Annotated in this window: 21 protein-coding genes; 3 read left to right on the top strand and 18 right to left on the bottom strand. The window is 46.4% G+C overall.

Features of this window, described 5'->3' with window-relative positions; translation table 11 throughout:
* Positions 1–422 precede the first annotated feature (422 nt).
* Positions 423–794: a BlaI/MecI/CopY family transcriptional regulator gene (locus B5E53_RS02670; protein WP_087312492.1), complete on the bottom strand. Its 372-nt coding sequence runs from the start codon at positions 792–794 to the stop codon at positions 423–425.
* Positions 795–924: 130 nt separating this feature from the next.
* A complete protein-coding gene (locus B5E53_RS02675) occupies positions 925–1,740 on the bottom strand; it encodes a hypothetical protein (RefSeq protein WP_087312493.1) in 816 nt (271 codons plus the stop codon).
* A gap of 218 nt (positions 1,741–1,958) precedes the next feature.
* Here B5E53_RS02675 and B5E53_RS02680 point away from each other — a divergent pair, with 218 nt between their 5' ends.
* On the top strand, positions 1,959–2,822 hold the full coding sequence (locus B5E53_RS02680; RefSeq protein ID WP_087312494.1) for a DMT family transporter: 864 nt from the start codon (positions 1,959–1,961) through the stop codon (positions 2,820–2,822).
* A gap of 125 nt (positions 2,823–2,947) precedes the next feature.
* On the opposite strand, the gene B5E53_RS19065 is transcribed toward B5E53_RS02680, so the two are convergent.
* From B5E53_RS19065 to mtaB, 14 genes are all read right to left on the bottom strand, one after another.
* Complete coding sequence (locus B5E53_RS19065) at positions 2,948–3,097, bottom strand: hypothetical protein (RefSeq protein ID WP_162611762.1); 150 nt, start codon at positions 3,095–3,097, stop codon at positions 2,948–2,950.
* Between the two features lie 39 nt (positions 3,098–3,136).
* Positions 3,137–4,330, bottom strand: a complete 1,194-nt coding sequence (locus tag B5E53_RS02690; RefSeq protein ID WP_087312496.1) for a polysaccharide deacetylase family protein — start codon at positions 4,328–4,330, stop codon at positions 3,137–3,139.
* Positions 4,331–4,474: 144 nt separating this feature from the next.
* Positions 4,475–5,032 (bottom strand): elongation factor P, encoded by a 558-nt coding sequence (efp, locus tag B5E53_RS02695; protein ID WP_087312497.1) that lies wholly within the window; start codon positions 5,030–5,032, stop codon positions 4,475–4,477.
* A gap of 63 nt (positions 5,033–5,095) precedes the next feature.
* Entirely contained in the window at positions 5,096–5,611 is a 516-nt protein-coding gene (locus tag B5E53_RS02700) for a YqeG family HAD IIIA-type phosphatase (protein ID WP_087312498.1), read from the bottom strand.
* A gap of 77 nt (positions 5,612–5,688) precedes the next feature.
* Positions 5,689–6,318 (bottom strand): RNA polymerase sporulation sigma factor SigK, encoded by a 630-nt coding sequence (gene sigK / locus B5E53_RS02705; RefSeq protein ID WP_087312499.1) that lies wholly within the window; start codon positions 6,316–6,318, stop codon positions 5,689–5,691.
* 159 nt (positions 6,319–6,477) lie between these two features.
* A complete protein-coding gene (locus tag B5E53_RS02715) occupies positions 6,478–7,701 on the bottom strand; it encodes a U32 family peptidase (RefSeq protein ID WP_087312630.1) in 1,224 nt (407 codons plus the stop codon).
* Between the two features lie 94 nt (positions 7,702–7,795).
* Positions 7,796–8,440 (bottom strand): O-methyltransferase, encoded by a 645-nt coding sequence (locus tag B5E53_RS02720; RefSeq protein ID WP_087312501.1) that lies wholly within the window; start codon positions 8,438–8,440, stop codon positions 7,796–7,798.
* Positions 8,437–8,805: an endolytic transglycosylase MltG gene (locus B5E53_RS02725; RefSeq protein WP_087312502.1), complete on the bottom strand. Its 369-nt coding sequence runs from the start codon at positions 8,803–8,805 to the stop codon at positions 8,437–8,439. The genes B5E53_RS02720 and B5E53_RS02725 overlap by 4 nt, the downstream gene beginning before the upstream one ends.
* Positions 8,806–8,837: 32 nt before the next feature.
* Positions 8,838–9,224 (bottom strand): YlbF family regulator, encoded by a 387-nt coding sequence (locus B5E53_RS02730; RefSeq protein ID WP_087312503.1) that lies wholly within the window; start codon positions 9,222–9,224, stop codon positions 8,838–8,840.
* A gap of 76 nt (positions 9,225–9,300) precedes the next feature.
* Complete coding sequence (locus B5E53_RS02735) at positions 9,301–10,965, bottom strand: ribonuclease J (protein ID WP_087312504.1); 1,665 nt, start codon at positions 10,963–10,965, stop codon at positions 9,301–9,303.
* Between the two features lie 140 nt (positions 10,966–11,105).
* Complete coding sequence (locus tag B5E53_RS02740; protein WP_087312505.1) at positions 11,106–11,396, bottom strand: DUF1292 domain-containing protein; 291 nt, start codon at positions 11,394–11,396, stop codon at positions 11,106–11,108.
* 34 nt (positions 11,397–11,430) lie between these two features.
* The gene (gene ruvX / locus B5E53_RS02745) at positions 11,431–11,868 is read right to left on the bottom strand and encodes a Holliday junction resolvase RuvX (RefSeq protein WP_087312506.1); all 438 of its coding nucleotides are present in this window, start codon (positions 11,866–11,868) and stop codon (positions 11,431–11,433) included.
* 1 nt (position 11,869) lies between these two features.
* On the bottom strand, positions 11,870–12,127 hold the full coding sequence (locus B5E53_RS02750) for an IreB family regulatory phosphoprotein (RefSeq protein ID WP_087279101.1): 258 nt from the start codon (positions 12,125–12,127) through the stop codon (positions 11,870–11,872).
* Positions 12,128–12,180: 53 nt separating this feature from the next.
* Complete coding sequence (gene mtaB, locus B5E53_RS02755) at positions 12,181–13,527, bottom strand: tRNA (N(6)-L-threonylcarbamoyladenosine(37)-C(2))-methylthiotransferase MtaB (RefSeq protein ID WP_087312507.1); 1,347 nt, start codon at positions 13,525–13,527, stop codon at positions 12,181–12,183.
* A 206-nt stretch (positions 13,528–13,733) separates the two neighbouring features.
* On the opposite strand from mtaB, the gene B5E53_RS02760 reads away from it, so the two are divergent.
* Positions 13,734–13,973, top strand: a complete 240-nt coding sequence (locus B5E53_RS02760) for an HPr family phosphocarrier protein (protein WP_087312508.1) — start codon at positions 13,734–13,736, stop codon at positions 13,971–13,973.
* An 80-nt stretch (positions 13,974–14,053) separates the two neighbouring features.
* Here B5E53_RS02760 and thiI read toward each other — a convergent pair whose 3' ends face one another.
* The gene (gene thiI / locus B5E53_RS02765; RefSeq protein ID WP_087312631.1) at positions 14,054–15,244 is read right to left on the bottom strand and encodes a tRNA uracil 4-sulfurtransferase ThiI; all 1,191 of its coding nucleotides are present in this window, start codon (positions 15,242–15,244) and stop codon (positions 14,054–14,056) included.
* Between the two features lie 83 nt (positions 15,245–15,327).
* Positions 15,328–16,476 carry a cysteine desulfurase family protein gene (locus tag B5E53_RS02770; RefSeq protein WP_087312509.1) on the bottom strand — a complete coding sequence of 383 codons (1,149 nt, stop codon included), beginning with the start codon at positions 16,474–16,476 and terminating at the stop codon, positions 15,328–15,330.
* A 186-nt stretch (positions 16,477–16,662) separates the two neighbouring features.
* Here B5E53_RS02770 and B5E53_RS02775 point away from each other — a divergent pair, with 186 nt between their 5' ends.
* Positions 16,663–17,310, top strand: a complete 648-nt coding sequence (locus tag B5E53_RS02775; RefSeq protein WP_087312510.1) for a TetR/AcrR family transcriptional regulator — start codon at positions 16,663–16,665, stop codon at positions 17,308–17,310.
* The last annotated feature ends 60 nt before the right edge of the window (positions 17,311–17,370 follow it).

A 17,370-nucleotide genomic window follows, 5' to 3' on the forward strand; every position in this document is an offset into this window, starting at 1 on the left:
CACGGAAGTGCTATTCCAAATTCATAGATGAACGGAGTATCAGGATGTATAACCGGTGAAGATTTTTGTATAAAACTACCCAGGATGAGAAGTATGCTAAATAACAAAATCCGTTTTAAAGAAAACAACTTTTTTAATTTATTCATATTGATTATTTTCTTGATCCTTTCTGACTCCACGTGTAGCTAAGAGGAATTTGTACTCCTGTCAGCCAAGATTTAATTTTATCAAAGTTCCCCTTTTTACCATCGATAATAAAAAGAAATTTTTTGCAAAATACAAACGTAGCACCGAGACAAAAAAACAATATTTACTATTTGGCGTGTTTTCATCTGATATTACCTTCTGCAGAAAAGCAACAAAAAATCTCTTACAATTTTGTGAATAAACAGCATTGTAAGCGATTATCTTCATACATAGTATTACATTTTCTGAATATACTCCATCAGTTCCTGCTCGTCAGCGTCTGAGATGCTGTCGTTTCCGGTCAGCGCCGCGATAAAGTGGGAGATTTTACCGTCATAGCCGTTCTCCAACACTTCTTTCGCCTTCTCCTGCTCGTACTGCTTCCGGTCCAGCCGGTAACGATAATAGGCTTTTCTTCCTTCCATCCGGCGTTTTAAAAGGCCCTTATCCAGAAGCCGGCTTAAAAATGTATTAAGGGTCTGCTTCTTCCACTCTTTGCCGCCGTCTTCATTAAAATGCTGCATTAATTCTTTGAAATCGTATTCTTTCTGCGCGTCCCAGAAAAATTCCATAATTTCATGCTCTGTCTGACTTAATCTTGTTCTCAAATGCGCACCCTCTCTTCATATTACAATTTATTAGTACTATTATAATATATAATAACATTTCCACTTTTTAATTTCAACAAAATTTTTTAAAGCTTTCCCCTTTTTTGCCGTTTATCCCCGGTAAAAAAGCTTACTTTTTACAGATAGTTTCCGGAAAATATTTATTTTTATCTACAAATTGATTTTCTGTTCCATCTATGATGCGCTGCTCCATCTCCGACAAGGACATCTGATTTTCGAAATTTGCCGCCCCCGGTATTTCCGCTGCATCCGGCATATAACGGTTGACATTTTCTCCTTCTATCAGATAAATACCCTCATAAACATTCACCGGATTATAGATCACGTTTTCTTGCTCTGTATCTGCCTCCAAAAACCAGAAATATGTTTTTCCTTCTTCCGGCAGCCAGGCTCCGTCACAGAGAAAACGCACGTAAGTATTGTCAGGATCTTTCTCCATCTCTTCTCTGAACTCTTCTGCCTTTGGATCATCCTGTTTCTCAAAATATTCCCGGGCCAGTATGTCGCCGCCCAGATTGCTGACAGTAACAGTATCTCCCTTTTTCATTTCTCCCCGGTAACATTCTTCCACCTGCACTGTGTAATCGGTACCGATGGTCGCCTCATCATTGACCCACGGCCGCCGCGCCATGACCGTCCCTTTTATAATTATATCGGAGTGGCTCTTCAGCTCTTCCACCGTGCCGCATCTGTACGCGAACTCAAAATCCGAGGATATATCCAGGATAATATTTTTCTCTTCGGTCCCCGTTTCCGGTGAACCGGCGGCGGCTGTATGGGAAGTATCGGAACTATGTTCCGGAGCAATAGATTCGTTTTTTCCCTGATGCCTGTCCCGAAAATAGCCACTATAAATCATCACTGCCATAATCAGTACTATCAATGATAAAATAACGCAGGAAACAATCCGTATCATTTTTTTCATTTTCGCTCATCCCCTTTTTTGTTTGCGCATTTGTATTCTTTATTTGTAGTACATTATAACAGACAGAACTCGTACTGGCAAGTTCTTTGCAGGGATAGTGATTTTAATAATATAAAGCAGATTATAAACACTTCCAAATCGATGCTCTTGCATCCGGAAAAAGAAATGCATATAATAATACAGAAGTTAAAATTATTTTACAAGAAGGAAGATGCTTTATGAGTCAGAAAAACAAAGGAATTGTGCTGATCATCTGTTCCGCATTCTGTTTCGCACTGATGAATATGATGGTGCGGTTTGCAGGAGATCTGCCTTCCATTGAGAAGAGTTTTTTCCGGAATTTTGTGGCAGTGTTTTTTGCGTTGATCGCGCTTCGAAGAAGCCACACGCCCATTAAAGTACCGAAGGGAACGCTGAAACCACTTTTGCTGCGTTCCATTTTCGGCACCATGGGAATCCTGTGCAATTATTACGCCATCGACCATCTGGTGCTGGCAGACGCGTCGATTCTCAATAAGCTGTCGCCGTTTTTCGCAATCCTGTTTTCCCTGATTTTATTAAAGGAAAAGGTTCATCCGTTCGCGGCGGTCTGCGTGATCACGGCATTTATTGGCAGTCTTTTTATTATCAAGCCGGGACTGGGAATGTTTACGACATCACTGCCGGCCTTCATCGGACTTCTGGGCGGTCTGGGCGCCGGTATCGCCTATACTTATGTGCGGATTCTCGGGACCCACGGCGTGAAGGGACCGTTTATCGTTCTCTTTTTCTCGGCTTTTTCCTGTCTGGTGACACTGCCATACCTGATTTTTGATTTTCATCCCATGAGTCTTTACCAGCTGGGCTGCCTGCTTCTGGCGGGACTGTCTGCCAGCGGAGGACAGTTTACCATCACGGCGGCATACACCTATGCACCGGCACGAGATATCTCCATCTACGATTATTCGCAGATCATCTTTGCCACTGCGCTGGGATTTATTTTCCTGGGGCAGATTCCGGACTATCTGAGTTTCATCGGTTACGGAATTATTATCCTGGCATCGCTGGCCATGTTCATATTCCAGCAGAGACAGAAAGATTGACACCGTCAAAACGAAATGCATCACACTGACATGAAATAAAAATATATTACAGATTCCGAACATGCGCATTTCAGAAAAAGGGCGAAGCTTCATTTTGGCTTCGCCCTTTTCTCTGTTCTGGTACTTTATTTTTCCGTCTCTTCTTTTCGCCTTTTTTCCTCTTTCCGACGCTTCTTCATATGAAGCTTCGCCTTTTCGTAGATATCATAAGGTTCCTGGTAACGGGGACTGTAGTCATTATGATATCGTCCTTTTTGATATCGTTCATTTGTCATTTCACAAAGTTCTCCCCCGCTGTCCTTTCTTTCATGCACTTATTCTGCTGCAGTTGTTGCAGCCGCAGTATCATCATCCTCATCGGCTGTGCTGCCAGAAGCTGTACCGGCTGCTGCGCCGTCCTCATCTCCGGCCGCCGTGGTTTCCGGCGCTGCCTCTGTGGTAGGATCCGTGCGGTAATGAATGGTTCCCGGATCCAGAGTCTCTCCTCTGGCTGCGTACATCTCGGAGACAGTCACCAGCTGGTAGCCCTCCGCGATCAAATCCGGCACAAAACGCTCTACCGCATTGATATTATACTCATGGATATCGTGGAGAAGGACCACATCTCCATCGGTGGCAGTCATGACCATCTTATAGGTGTCATCCGCGTTCTTTGTCTTCCAGTCTTCCGTATCGAGAGACCAGTTCACCGCGCAAAGGCCCTGTTTTTTGGCTTCTGCCAAAACTTCTTTATTGATAGCTCCGTATGGCGGACGCATCAGTATCGGCGCTACACCGGTAGCCTTTTTAATGGCGTCCACGGATTCCTGAATCTCATTGGTCAACTCAGAACCGGACAAAGTCGTAAGCTGCTTATGGCTCTGGGTGTGAGTTCCCACTTCCATGCCCAGCTCATATTCTCTCTGGACAGTTTCCGGATAGTAGCCGGCATTTTCTCCAAGACAGAAGAAAGTAGCCTTGGCATAATTGTCTTCAAAGACATCAAGAATCTTATTTGTGGTATCCGGATTCGGACCGTCATCCATGGTGATGGCCACCATCGGTTTGGACGGATCAATTTCCGGATAAATTCTCAGTTCAAAAGTCGTGGAAAGATCAGAACCGTCCGTCGTTTTCGCCGTCACTTCCACGGTATGTTTCGCACTGTTTTCTGCCGGTGTCAAAACGCCATCCTCGGATACGGACACCAGCCCCTCTTCACTGCAGCTCCATTCCAGCTTCGTGTTGGTAGCGTTTTTCGGCTCATAGGAGATATCCAGCTGCATGGTTTCTCCCACACGGATGTTGGTAGCCGGTGCTCCCACGGATAAATCCGTGATCGGCACACTGTTGTCCGCTTCCTCTTCTATATTCTTCTCTGACTGCTGACCAGAACCTCCTGTGCTCAGATCATCGGTGGATGACGTTCCGGTCAGTCTCTTTAAGATGGAAAAAATGCCGCATAACAAAACGACGACTATTACCAGAACCACCGCATACTGCAAATATTTCATTACACCTTTTTTCATATTAACCTCCTGAACATACCGCTGTTCTTATGTTCTCTTTATAATCTGTTCCAAACACCACAAAACAGGTACTCTGGATAAAAGTAAAAAGCGAAAATCAAGGATTGATTTTCGCCTGTATGTGTTTCTCTTTACATGTAAAAATTATACTCTTGATAAGTATTCTCCGGTTCTTGTATCAATCTTTAACTTGTCACCAAGATTAACAAAGAGCGGTACGTATACGACTGCGCCAGTCTCTACAGTACATGGTTTGGTTGCGCCGGTTGCTGTGTTGCCTTTCTCTCCCGGCTCGCATTCTGTAACTTCCAGTTCCACGAACATTGGCGGTTCCACTGCGAAAATCTCTCCGTTGTGGGAAACCATTGTCACGTTATCGTTCTCACGAACAAACTTCAGGGCATCACCAATGGCATCCTGATTAAGACCAATCTGATCAAATGTCTCTCCGTCCATGAAATAATATAAGTCACCGTCTGTATATAAATACTGCATCTCTTTTCTCTCGATATGCGCCTGCGGGAACTTCTCAGTCGGACGGAAGGTCTTCTCAACAACACCGCCGCTCTTGATGTTCTTCATCTTCGTTCTTACGAAGGCTGCTCCCTTTCCAGGTTTTACATGCTGAAATTCAACAATCTGATATACATTTCCTTCTACTTCAATGGTCAAGCCGTTCTTAAAATCGCCTGCAGAAATCATATCTGAAATCCTCCTTACAACTGTTCTAAATCATTCTTACAACTCATTTTATAATAAAAGACCCTATTTTTCAACTCTTTTTTTCTTAAGAGTTCTAAAATAGAAATGAAGAACGATTTTTTCCAGATATCGTTTGAGGACAATCTGTATTTCTTCCTTCGGATGAATAGGTCCCACCAGAATCGTGTAGATACCGGCACGTTTTGCTCCGAGAACATCTGTGAATATCTGATCGCCCACAAAAAGCGTGTTCTCTTTTCTCGTTCCCATCCGCCGGATTCCTTCTGTATATCCCTTCGGCAGAGGTTTTCCCGCCTTATAAATGTACATGGAATCCACCTGCTCACAGAAACTTTTCACCCGCGGCTCCTTATTGTTGGAGATAAGGCAGGTCTTAAAGCCCAGAGCATGAAGCCGCCGGAACAGCTCTATGGCGCGTTCATCCGCCGGCGCTCCGTGGGGAACGAGGGTATTGTCGATATCAAAAAGGATGCCCCGAAAGCCCTGTTCATATAACTGCTCAAAATTAATTTCATAGGTAGATTTTTGATATTTGTCAGGATATAGTGATTCAAACATAATTTTCTCCTAAATTATTGTGGCTGCCTGACAAGGCAGATACAGCCTTTTTGTACGGCCGTTCCTCATTCTCACAGTCACATCCGCTCCTCATAACACTCTTTCAGCTTCTGAAGCGCCCGCTTCTCAATACGGCTCACGTAAGAACGGGAAATGCCAAGTTCCGCCGCCACCTCTTTCTGAGTACGCGGCTCTCCTCCCATGAGGCCATAACGTTTTATGATGATCTCCTTTTCCCTCGGATCTGAAAGACGATCCACCATCCCGCCAAGCTGTCCGAGATAATGCCTGTGGATAAACTGCTCGATCATGGCCGCCTCATCCGTACAGATGATATCCAGAAGGCTGATGTGATTCCCCTCCTGGTCCGTCCCGATGGGCTCGTAAAGAGAAACCTCTCTGAGAAGCTTTTTTTCCTGCCGGAGCATCATGAGAAGCTCATTTTCTATGCATCTTGCGGCGTAGGTCACCAGACGGCCGCCTTTCTTTTCATCAAAGGTGTTGACGGCCTTTATGAGGCCGATGGTTCCGATTGAAATCAAATCATCCAGGTCCCGGTCCTGAGAGTTATACTTCTTCACGATATGCGCTACCAGTCTCAGATTATGTTCAATCAGCTTTTCTTTCGCTGTCTCATCTCCATCACGGTACATTTTCAGATACTTTCTCTCTTCCTCTGCCTTCAAAGGCTTCTTGAATGACCGCATGTAAAGCTCCGAAACCCGTGTTCCTTATCAGTATATGCCGCACAGGATGGACACTGTTCCACATTTTCTGTTCATTTTCTGCCGGCGGTTTTTCGTCCGCCAGACAGTTTTCCCCGTCTGCCAGATACACGGGCAGACAGGCCGCCTGTGCGCCGGCAGCTATTCTTTCCGACGGAGCAGCCATCCTTCTTTGAGGGGCTCTCCGAAATCGATCCATATCTCCTGTTTCGGATGTGGAGCGGATTCCACCGGCTGACGGTTCTCATCTTCCATGGCAAGAACCTTCCGCTCAAGGTTTGTCCCGTCAGGAAGCATGATTTCAATTTCTTCCCCGACAGAAAATTTATTTCTCTGATAGATCTTTACAAACCCTCTCTCGTCTGTCTCCTGGACAATGCCAATATAAGTGTATTCTTTGATGTAAGTGTTAGCATCGTAAATCTGGGCATTTTCATCCGTTTTACCATAATAAAATCCCGTGGTAAACTGCCGGTAAGTACATTTAGCGATCTCCTCCCGGTAATAATCGAGATTCTGCTGATAAAGTTCCGGTGATTTCCGGTAATCATCGATGGCTCTCCGGTACGTTCTTGTAACTGCCGCCACATAGAGGGCCGTTTTCATTCTGCCTTCAATCTTGAAGCTGTCCACACCGGCTTCAATGAGATCCGGCACATGCTCGATCATGCACAGATCCTTGGAATTGAAAATGTACGTGCCCCTCTCATTTTCCTCTACCGGCAAAAACTCTCCCGGCCGGCTTTCTTCCATGACATAGTATTTCCAGCGGCATGGATGGGTACAGGCGCCCATATTGGCGTTGCGTCCGGTAAAATAGCTGCTGAGCAGGCAACGTCCGGAATGGGAAATGCACATGGCACCGTGTACAAAAGCTTCAATCTCCATCTCCTCCGGGATGTGCTCCCGTATCTCCTTCAACTCATAAAGGGACAGTTCCCTGGCCGCTACCACCCGGCTGGCCCCCTGAGCATACCAGAAATTATACGTGGCGTAGTTGGTGCTGTTGGCCTGAGTGCTGATATGCACATCGATCTCCGGGCACACTTCCCGTGCAATGGTAAACACGCCCGGATCTGAAATAATCAGCGCATCCGGCTCCATGGCTTTTAACTCTGTAAAATACTCCCGGATGCCTTTCAAATCTCCGTTGTGAGCCACAATGTTCGCCGTGACATACACTTTCACACCGCGGCTGTAGGCAAACCGGATGCCTTCCTCCATATCTTCTTTCGGAAAATTCTTCGCTTTGGCGCGAAGCCCGTACATTTCTCCTCCGATGTACACTGCGTCCGCCCCGTAAAGAACCGCAGTCTTTAACACTTCCAGACTGCTGGCTGGTATCAGTAACTCTGTATTTCTCATATTTTCCTCCGTTTTCAGACGGCCGCCATTTCCTGTGGCATTCTGCCGCATCGCTGTGCAATCACTGTCTTCTGCCGCTCTGTGGCAACATCTGTTATTTCTTCACACTGATGGTCATGCCGTCCCCCGTCTCCAGTATGACGGTATCCAATGTATCATTATGCGTCAGGGCAAATAAATATTCCCGCATCCTGCTGTGAATGGTATGGTTTCTTCTGCGGATGCCGTACCGGGATTCAAAAATATCCCCATCCTGCAGCACGTTGTCCGAGATCAAAACCCCGTCCTTTGGCAGCAGCCGCAGAACATCCGGCAGAAAATGTATATACTGTCCCTTGGCAGCATCCATAAATATAAAATCATAACTGTCGTCAAGCTTTTTCAGCCAGTCGGCAGCATCCCCTTCCAGCAGCGTGATGCGCTCCTCCATCCCTGCCATGGCAATATTCGCCTTTGCCCGCGCAATGCGGGGCGGATAATTCTCAATGGTGGTGATCTTAGTGGAGGAAGGAGTATTTTCACCCATAAAAACCGAAGAAAATCCTATGGCTGCACCAACCTCAAGAATCTTCTCCGGTTTTTTCATCTGCAATACTATTCTAAGTAACTCCCGGGTTTCTCTCCGAATCACGGGAACACGGTCCCGGACAGCCTCCGCCTCAATAGCTTTTAAACTGTCTGAACCTCTGTCCACGCTGAAGGAACGGATGAAATCCAGAACACGCTCTCTATCCATCATCCCTCGTCCTGCTCTCCTTTATGCGTCAGTGTGGCAAGAATCTCCGACGGCCGCTGGGAAGAATTTATGACATATTCTCCCGCCTGGATATTTTTATATCCTTCGGAGCAGCGAAGCGCCGCCGCAAAAATATAGGCATTGTTGATAATGTCCTTGCTGGCCAGGTCCTTTCCTATCTCCAGAAGAGATTCGTCCTCCGTCACCGTGAGAACCATCTCCTTAGCCACTTCCGGACTGTCCTTGGCCTTATCGGAAAAAATCTGATAACCCACCTGCCGCATCTGTACAAACAAATAAACGAGAAGGAGTGCGATAAAAATGTAAAATAAGGCCTTCACGATAAATCGGATTACTTTATTTGCCATAGTATCTGCTCCTTCCCGTATCTTATGCTTCTTTATTCTTCGTCCATATAGGAAATATCCAGGTCTATCTCTTTGTACAGTACATCATAGACCTTCCGGAGCAGCTTGCACACCGCCTGCTCCGATGTGAGAAAATCCATGACCACAGATTCCATGAGAATATTTTTATATTCTTTCTGCAGTTCCTCTGTTTTGTCGTCATAGTCTTCTGTATCGCTCAGTATCTGCAGCTGCAGATTCCGCCGCCGGAACACATTCAGCTGACTGTAAAGATCCGGCCGCTCTTTGAGCTTCGCAAGATCTCTGCAGTAATTCTGATAACTTTCTGTCCTTTTCAAAAGAGCTGTAAGCTCCCTGGTCCCGTCCAGAATCTCCGTCAGTTCCGGAAATATTTCCTCTTCCTTTTCTTCTGTTCCCATGGGTCTGCGCCTTTCTGCCTGATCTGCATGTCCATTGACTGCACAGCCGCATATTTTGCTAACTGTACAGTGCTGGCTACACTTCCATGATGATTGGAAGAATCATCGGACTTCTCTTCATTTTCTTCCAGATAAATCCTCCCAGATCATCCCGGATAGCAGTCTTGATTCTTGTCCAGTCTGTGATATTTTTGGCACTGCAGTGTTCCAGGGTATCTCTCACAACATTCTTTGCCGCTTCCATGAGCTGTTCATTTTCTCTCACATAGACAAATCCTCTGGATACGATATCCGGACCTGCCAGCAGCATGTTATTATAACGATCAAGAGTAACCACCACGATGAACAGACCATTCTGTGACAAATGCTGTCTGTCGCGCAATACGATATTACCCACGTCGCCGACGCCCAGACCATCTACTAAAATACCTTGTGCCGGCACCCGGCCGATGACAGCAGCCTTCTCCTCAGAAATGGAGAGTACATCCCCCGACTGGAGAATGATGACATTCTCCTTCGGAATCCCCATCTCGATGGCAAGGTCTTTGTGCCGTTTCAGGTGGCGGTATTCTCCGTGAATCGGAATCGCGTATTTCGGCTTCGTCAGGGTATAGAGAAGCTTGATCTCTTCCTGGCAGGCATGTCCGGATACATGGGTATCCTGGAAAATCACGCTGGCACCTTTCTTGGCCAGTTCATTCATGACCTTGGATACAGCCTTTTCATTGCCCGGTATCGGATGAGAGCTGAAAATGATCACATCTCCCGGTTTGATGGATACCTTTCTGTGGGTGGACGCCGCCATCCGGCTCAACGCTGCCATGGTCTCGCCCTGGCTTCCTGTTGTAATGAGTACAATCTGTTCATCGACATAATTCCGCATCTCCTCGATACCGATGAGGGTGTTCTCCGGAATCTTAATATAGCCAAGTTCTGCGGCTGTGGAGATGGTGTTGACCATGCTCCTTCCTTCCACAACAACCTTTTTGCCGTATTTATAAGCACAGTTGATGATCTGCTGCACCCGGTCCACGTTGGACGCGAAGGTCGCCACAATGATTCTGTGTCCGCTGTTCTCATCAAAGAGATGATTGAGCGTTCTTCCCACGGTCCGCTCAGATGGAGTGTACCCTTCTCTTTCCACATTGGTACTCTCGCACATGAGCGCCAGCACACCTTTCTTTCCAAGTTCCGCAAACCGGCCAAGGTCGATGGCGTCGCCAAAAACCGGCGTGTAGTCAATCTTAAAATCGCCTGTATGCACGATGATGCCGGCCGGCGTATAAATCGCCAGCGCCGCCGCATCGCTGATACTGTGGTTTGTCTTGATAAATTCAATACGGAAACAGCCAAGATTGATGGACTGTCCGTGTTTGACCACTTTTCTTCTGGTACTTCTTAAAAGATTATGTTCTTTTAATTTATTTTCAATCAGGCCCATCGTAAGCTTTGTGGCGTAGATAGGCATGTTCAGTTCCTTTAACGCATAGGGAATGGCGCCAATGTGGTCCTCATGTCCATGGGTGATGACAAGGCCCTTCACCTTGGACGCATTCTCCTTCAAATACGTAATGTCCGGTATTACTAAATCTATTCCTAACATCTCTTCGTCCGGAAAAGCCAGACCGCAGTCTACCACAATAATACTGTCTTCATACTCAAATGCGGTAATATTCATGCCAATCTGCTCTAATCCTCCGAGAGGTATTATTTTTACCGACTGATTTCCCGTTGCTTTCAAGTTACTACCTCCGTTCTTCCTCACTTTCAAAAAAAGCAGAACGAACCAGTCAGTCCGGTGTTCGCAGCAAAAGTCCATAAATTCCATATTTTATTTTAGGTAAATCATCTCCGGGTCCTGCTGCCACATCCGGAGACCTGTTATTCTGCCTCCAAATCCATATCTTCGATCAACTGTTCAAAAATTTTGAAAACCGACGCAAGCTCTGCCTCATCTTCCACCATCTCATAGGTCTTCATGCCGTTTTCCTCCTCGGCACTCTCCTTCATGATATAAACGAGGGTCTCCTCATCGTCTTCCCCTTCCGATTCATTCAAATCATCGGAAACGAGCAGATAGTTCACCCCGTTGATCCTGGTCTGTTCTATGACGCAGAATTCGATTTCCAAACCGTCGTCCGTCAGAAATGGAATACTCTCATACTTTTTCATTCCAACCTCTCTCTTCCGTTCTGCCGACCCGTTATCACCTGTCCGGGACCGGATGGGAATCCATATAACTTTGCAAAATGAGTGCTGCCGCCATCCAGTCAATCCGTTCCTTACGGTGTTCTCTTCTCACGCCGCCACTCATAAGAATACGTTCTGATTCCATTGTCGTCAGCCTTTCATCCCATAATATGACCTCAAGTCCTGTTCTCCGCTCCAGCATCTCCTGAAACGCTGCTGTTTCATCCGCACGCGCGCCCAGTGTATTGTTCATATTCTTTGGTAATCCAAGCACAATCTTTTCAACCTGATATTCTTCTATCAATGCCTCAATTCTTGCCAGTGTCTGCCTCAGTTTCTTACCGGACTTCCTGGTGATCGTCTCCACGCCCTGGGCAGTGATCCCTAACGAATCGCTCACGGCGACGCCGACAGTCTTTGACCCGAAGTCCAGACCCATCCAACGTTCCTTCATATCACTTTAACTGAGTATCAATATAGTTTTCAAATAAAACTTCCAGAATCTCGTCTCGTTCTACTTTCATAATCAGGCTTCTGGCATTCTTATGACTGGTAATATACGTCGGGTCTCCGGACATAATATAACCCACAATCTGATTAATCGGATTATATCCTTTTTCTTTCAGGGCTTCATAGACATCCTTCAAAATAGACGCAACGTCATATTCCTGTTCTTTGACTACCTGAAAAAACTGTGTATTATTTCTACCCATGTTAACCTCCTTTTACAGATTTGCACTCATAAATTATTCTACTATGAGTCTGGTTAAAATTCAATCGAAACTTTTCCATACAGTAAATTTTCATCTATAAAACCTTGAATTTTCACCACAATTATATTATTTTGTCGCAAAATTTTAAGATTTTCGTCAAATTTCACTACAACTTTCACATAACGTTCCGTGTGTCCCTGCATGTATTTTGTACCATTGATCTCGACCATTTCTTCCAGCAGTACTTTCTCTTCTTTTCCAATATACCTCTGTTCGAAGTCTTTTTTGTGTCTTTCGGCCATGGCGAGAAGCACTGCCGACCGTCTTGTCTTGATGTCTTCCGGCACCTGTCCGGGCATTTTTTCTGCACGGGTGCCCTTCCGCACGGAATATTTGAAAATATGCATCTCATAGAGGTTAATCTCCTCCAGATATGCCCTTGTCTTTTCAAATTCTTCCTCCGTCTCTCCGGCAAATCCCACGATCACATCCGTGGTGAGAGCCGGGTGTTCAAAAGTGTTCCGGAGAATGGCGAGAGCCTTCCGGTATTCTTCCGTGGTATACTTCCGGTTCATCCGCTTCAGCGTCTCATCACAGCCGCTCTGGAGGGACAGATGAAAATGCGGGCAGACTTTATCACATTCCTTTAATCCCTGCGCGAATTCTTCTGTGATGATCCTCGGTTCCAGAGAACCCAGACGAATCCGGTCAATGCCGTCAATCTTCTGTACTTTCTGAATGATACTTAACAGATTGACATTCTTTTCTCCCTCAAAATCCATTCCGTAAGAACTAAGATGGATGCCGGTAAGCACCACCTCCCGGTATCCTTTTTCCGCCAGCGTCCGGATCTCCCGGATCACCTCCTCCGGACGTTTACTCCGGATTCGTCCCCTGGTATAAGGAATGATGCAGTAAGAGCAGAACTGATTGCATCCGTCCTGTATTTTAATATATGCTCTCGTATGCTCACTTACCTTATGGATCGTCAGGGATTCATATTCTTTTGTGGCGGAAATATCGAGTACTTCCGAGGTTTTCTCTCTTTTTTGGAAATATTCATCAAGAATCCGGACGATGTCCTTCTTCTTATTATTGCCAATGAGCACATCGGCGGTCTCTTTTGCTTTCAGTTCCTCCTCCGCCGACTGAACATAGCAGCCTGCTGCCACAATGACAGCATCCGGATTATGTTTTCTGGCACGATGAATCATCTGGCGGCTTTTTCTGTCCGCCATATTGGTCACAGAACAGGTATTGATAATATAAACATCCGCCGGATCCTTAAAATCCACGATATCATAACCTGCTGTCTCTAAGAGTTCCCGCATGGCGTCGGTCTCATACTGGTTGACCTTGCAGCCGAGGGTCAGGAACGCCGCTTTTAAAGTTTCTCCCAATGTATCGCCTCCCTTTTCCCGGTCTTTCTTTCCCGCATTTTTTGCTGTGATTCTTTCCTGGTCCCGCGCCCGGCGCCGCCAGAATTTTCCCTCCGAAACGCCGGAATATCCCCCCTGTAAAACAGGTCTTTCTATTGACTTTTGTGTCTGAAAAAGGTACTATAATTACAATATAATTATTAGAAAACCCGAGGAGGATATGTCCAATGAAAACAGTAAAAATCTCTTTAAATTCTATTGATAAGGTTAAAACTTTCGTCAATGTCATCAATCGTTTTGACGCTGAGTTTGACTTAGTTTCCGGCCGTTATGTGATTGACGCCAAATCCATTATGGGCATCTTCAGTCTGGATATCTCCAAGCCAATCGACTTAAATATTCATAACGCCGACAACATGGATGAGATTCTCGAACAGCTGCAGCCGTACATCGTAACAGAAGAATAATAATCCGACAGCACAGATATCCGATTTCTTAAAAATACCATTCCCGGAGCCACAGGCTCCGGGATTTTTCTGTTCCGCATTTAGTGCGCGTGAACTTTTATCACTTCTTCTGTCTCAATGGCGGTTTTCAACAGCTCATCGATACAGTCATCAAGCTTTCTCTCCGACTTCCTGATCACGTCAAGCCGCGGCTTTGTCACCGGATGCTTTGCCACAAAAATGGTACAGCAGTCCTCATATGGCAAAATTGACGTCTCATAAGTACCGATTCGCTCGGAAAGTTCCACGATATCCTGCTTATCCATGCCGATACACGGCCGGAACACCGGCATCTCGCAGACTTCGTTGGTCACATAAAGACTCTGCATGGTCTGGCTTGCCACCTGTCCGATGCTCTCTCCGGTTACCAGGGCCAGACATCCGCTCTCTTTCGCGAAATGTTCCGCAATCTTCATCATATAACGGCGCATGATGATGGTCAGTTCATCGTGCGGGCACTTCTCATAAATGGCCATCTGAATATCCGTAAAATTGACCACGTGCAAAGTGATCGGTCCCGTATAACGGGCAATGAGTTTTGCCAGATCGACCACCTTCTGCTTTGCCCTCTCGCTGGTGTACGGCGGCGCGTGAAAATAAGTCGCCTCCAGACTCACTCCTCTTTTTGAAATCATGTAGCCCGCCACCGGACTGTCGATACCGCCGGAAAGCAGCAGCATAGCTCTTCCTCCGGTCCCCACCGGCATACCGCCCGGTCCCGGTATCTCATCGGAATAAATGTACACTTTATCGCGGATTTCTACGGTGAGCAGTACATCCGGCTCATGGACATCCACATGGAGGCCTTCTTCCTCATACCGTTCCAGCAGTTTCTCGCCCAGCAGAGCCGCCACTTCCATAGACTTGATCGGATATTTCTTATCGGCTCTTCTCACATTTACCTTAAAAGAAAAAGCCCGGTTTTCATACCGCTCTCCCACGTAATCGCAGACCACCGCTGCAATGTGGTCAAAATCTTTATTTTCCTCCACCACGATCGGGCAGATGCCGGCAATGCCGAATACCCGGGACAGCGCCTCCACTGCCTCATCATAGTCATATTCTTCCAGAGCGTCCACAAAAATCCGGCCGGACTCTTTCCGGATACTGAACTCTCCCACCGGCTGCAATGCATAGCGCATCTGCTGGATCAGCGCATCCTCAAACCGGAACCGGTTCTTTCCCTTAACGCCAATCTCCGCATATTTAATCAGAAATGCTTTGAAATCCATAAAATCTCCTTTCACATTTTCTCTCATTTTTATCATGATACCAACCGCCGCCGGCCACAGCTCTTATCGGCACAGCAGTCAGTTTATCTTCTTGTAAACCGCCGCAGTATCGGCAGGATCTCCTTCAGGGCATCCACACAAATGTCTGTTTCCTCCACAGTATTATAGATAGAAAAAGAGAAACGCAGGGTGGATTCATAATGATCTTTATCAAGGCCGATTCCCCGGAGAGTTCCACTGACTTCCGGCTTGTTGGATGAACAGGCAGATCCGGCGGACACATAGATGCCTTTTTCCTCTAGGGAATGAAGCAGCACCTCGCTTCGCACGCCCAGAAATGAAATGCTGGCAATGTGCGGCGCCTCTCCCGAATTATCTTTCACATCAGGAATCTCCGCCATGACCCTCTGCCGGAAATGATCCTTGATCTCCCGGAGCTTCTCCACCTTTTCTTTGTGATCCTTATAAATCAGCTCTGCCGCTTTTCCCATACCGGCAATCCCCGGTACGTTTTCTGTTCCGGAACGCATCCCTTTCTGCTGATTACCGCCCCAGATGATCGGCTTAATCTTAGTTCCTTCCTTAATATAAAGAAAACCAATCCCTTTCGGGCCGTGGATCTTGTGGCCGCTGACAGACAACATGTCCACTTTCCATTTTTTAGGGAAAAGCTTCATCTTACCGTAAGCCTGAATACAATCCGTATGGAACAAAATCTCCGGATTATATTTCTTCACAATGCGCCCGATCTCAGCGATGGGCTCCACGGCACCAATCTCATTGTTGACACACATGACAGACACAAGAAAGGTATCCGGCCGAAGTGCCTCCTGCAAGGCTTCCAGGCTGACAATCCCCTTCTCATCCACCGGAAGGTAGGTCACCTCAAAACCTTCCTCCTCCAGAAATCCCAGGGGATTATATACCGATGCATGTTCAATACAGGTAGTGATGATGTGCTTTCCTGTCCTCTTATGGGCCATGGCCGTTCCGATGAGTGCCAGATTATTGGCCTCCGTGCCGCCGGACGTAAAATAAATCTCCTTCGGCTCCACCTTGAGACTTCTGGCAATCTCCTCTTTCGCTCTGTTCACATATTGTTCCGCATGATATCCCTTCAAATGCATAGATGAAGGGTTTCCATATTCTATGTCCAGAACCTCAGACATAATCTCTTTTACTTCCGGAAAAACACGGGTCGTCGCTCCGTTATCAAAATAAATTTCTGGCATATCTTTCACCTCACAATTAAGATAGAATAACACAGAACAGGTGGGTTGTAAACGGGAAAATCATTCTTCTTTCACACCTTTTTCAATATCATTTATAAATACCAACCGAATGTATCTTGACAGGCATCCATTTTTCCCATATACTGAATACATAACGAATGTATGTAAATGAAAGGAGGACAGGGTATGGCCCGAAATAAATATCCGGAAGTCACGGTTGAAAAGATTCTTGATGCGGCCCAACGCCTTTTTCTGGAAAAAGGCTATGACAACACCACGATCCAGGACATTGTCAATGAACTGGACGGTCTGTCAAAGGGAGCAGTCTACCATCATTTCAAATCAAAGGAAGAGATCATGGACGCGGTGGGCGACCGGATGTTCTCTGCCAATAATCCTTTTGAGGCCGTCCGGAATCGTTCTGACCTGAATGGATTGCAGAAGCTTAAGGAAGCAATCCGGCTGAATCAGTCTGACGAAGCCCGTACAGATATGACCATCCAGGCTATCCCTCTCACAAGGAATCCCCGGCTTCTGGTGGAGATGATCGAATCCAACAGGCGGATCCTCACCCCTTATTATCAGGAGCTGCTGGAAGAGGGCAACCGGGACGGATCCCTGCACACAGAGTATGCCAAAGAACTGGCGGAATTAATGCCCCTGCTCACCAGCCTGTGGCTGCTACCCTCTGTATTTCCGGCTGACAAGGAAGGCATGAAGCACAAATTTCATTTTCTCGGCGATATGCTGGAAAAGATGGGCGTTCCGCTGATGGATGACTCCATCTACGAGCTGGTGGAGCAGTTCTTTGAGAAAATGCCGGATGAATCCTGAAGACACAACCCCGCCGCGCCCGGTTCAGAGTTCCTTTTACGGAACTCTATTCTTCTGGAT

This window comes from Eubacterium sp. An11 (assembly GCF_002161065.1).
Classification (GTDB): domain Bacteria; phylum Bacillota; class Clostridia; order Lachnospirales; family Lachnospiraceae; genus Anaerobutyricum; species Anaerobutyricum faecale.

Excerpts from the sequence above, each read along its gene's own strand:
- ruvX (WP_087312506.1), bottom strand. The coding sequence starts at position 11,868 with ATGAAGGAACGTTGGATGGGTCTGGACTTCGGGTCAAAGACTGTCGGC.
- B5E53_RS02750 (WP_087279101.1), bottom strand. The coding sequence starts at position 12,127 with ATGGGTAGAAATAATACACAGTTTTTTCAGGTAGTCAAAGAACAGGAA.
- B5E53_RS02690 (WP_087312496.1), bottom strand. The coding sequence starts at position 4,330 with ATGAAAAAAGGTGTAATGAAATATTTGCAGTATGCGGTGGTTCTGGTA.
- B5E53_RS02675 (WP_087312493.1), bottom strand. The coding sequence starts at position 1,740 with ATGAAAAAAATGATACGGATTGTTTCCTGCGTTATTTTATCATTGATA.
- sigK (WP_087312499.1), bottom strand. The coding sequence starts at position 6,318 with ATGCGGTCATTCAAGAAGCCTTTGAAGGCAGAGGAAGAGAGAAAGTAT.
- B5E53_RS02760 (WP_087312508.1), top strand. The coding sequence starts at position 13,734 with ATGAAAACAGTAAAAATCTCTTTAAATTCTATTGATAAGGTTAAAACT.
- thiI (WP_087312631.1), bottom strand. The coding sequence starts at position 15,244 with ATGGATTTCAAAGCATTTCTGATTAAATATGCGGAGATTGGCGTTAAG.
- B5E53_RS19065 (WP_162611762.1), bottom strand. The coding sequence starts at position 3,097 with ATGACAAATGAACGATATCAAAAAGGACGATATCATAATGACTACAGT.
- B5E53_RS02715 (WP_087312630.1), bottom strand. The coding sequence starts at position 7,701 with ATGAGAAATACAGAGTTACTGATACCAGCCAGCAGTCTGGAAGTGTTA.
- B5E53_RS02720 (WP_087312501.1), bottom strand. The coding sequence starts at position 8,440 with ATGATGGATAGAGAGCGTGTTCTGGATTTCATCCGTTCCTTCAGCGTG.
- B5E53_RS02725 (WP_087312502.1), bottom strand. The coding sequence starts at position 8,805 with ATGGCAAATAAAGTAATCCGATTTATCGTGAAGGCCTTATTTTACATT.
- efp (WP_087312497.1), bottom strand. The coding sequence starts at position 5,032 with ATGATTTCTGCAGGCGATTTTAAGAACGGCTTGACCATTGAAGTAGAA.
- B5E53_RS02775 (WP_087312510.1), top strand. The coding sequence starts at position 16,663 with ATGGCCCGAAATAAATATCCGGAAGTCACGGTTGAAAAGATTCTTGAT.
- B5E53_RS02770 (WP_087312509.1), bottom strand. The coding sequence starts at position 16,476 with ATGCCAGAAATTTATTTTGATAACGGAGCGACGACCCGTGTTTTTCCG.
- B5E53_RS02680 (WP_087312494.1), top strand. The coding sequence starts at position 1,959 with ATGAGTCAGAAAAACAAAGGAATTGTGCTGATCATCTGTTCCGCATTC.
- B5E53_RS02740 (WP_087312505.1), bottom strand. The coding sequence starts at position 11,396 with ATGAAAAAGTATGAGAGTATTCCATTTCTGACGGACGACGGTTTGGAA.
- B5E53_RS02700 (WP_087312498.1), bottom strand. The coding sequence starts at position 5,611 with ATGTTTGAATCACTATATCCTGACAAATATCAAAAATCTACCTATGAA.
- B5E53_RS02730 (WP_087312503.1), bottom strand. The coding sequence starts at position 9,224 with ATGGGAACAGAAGAAAAGGAAGAGGAAATATTTCCGGAACTGACGGAG.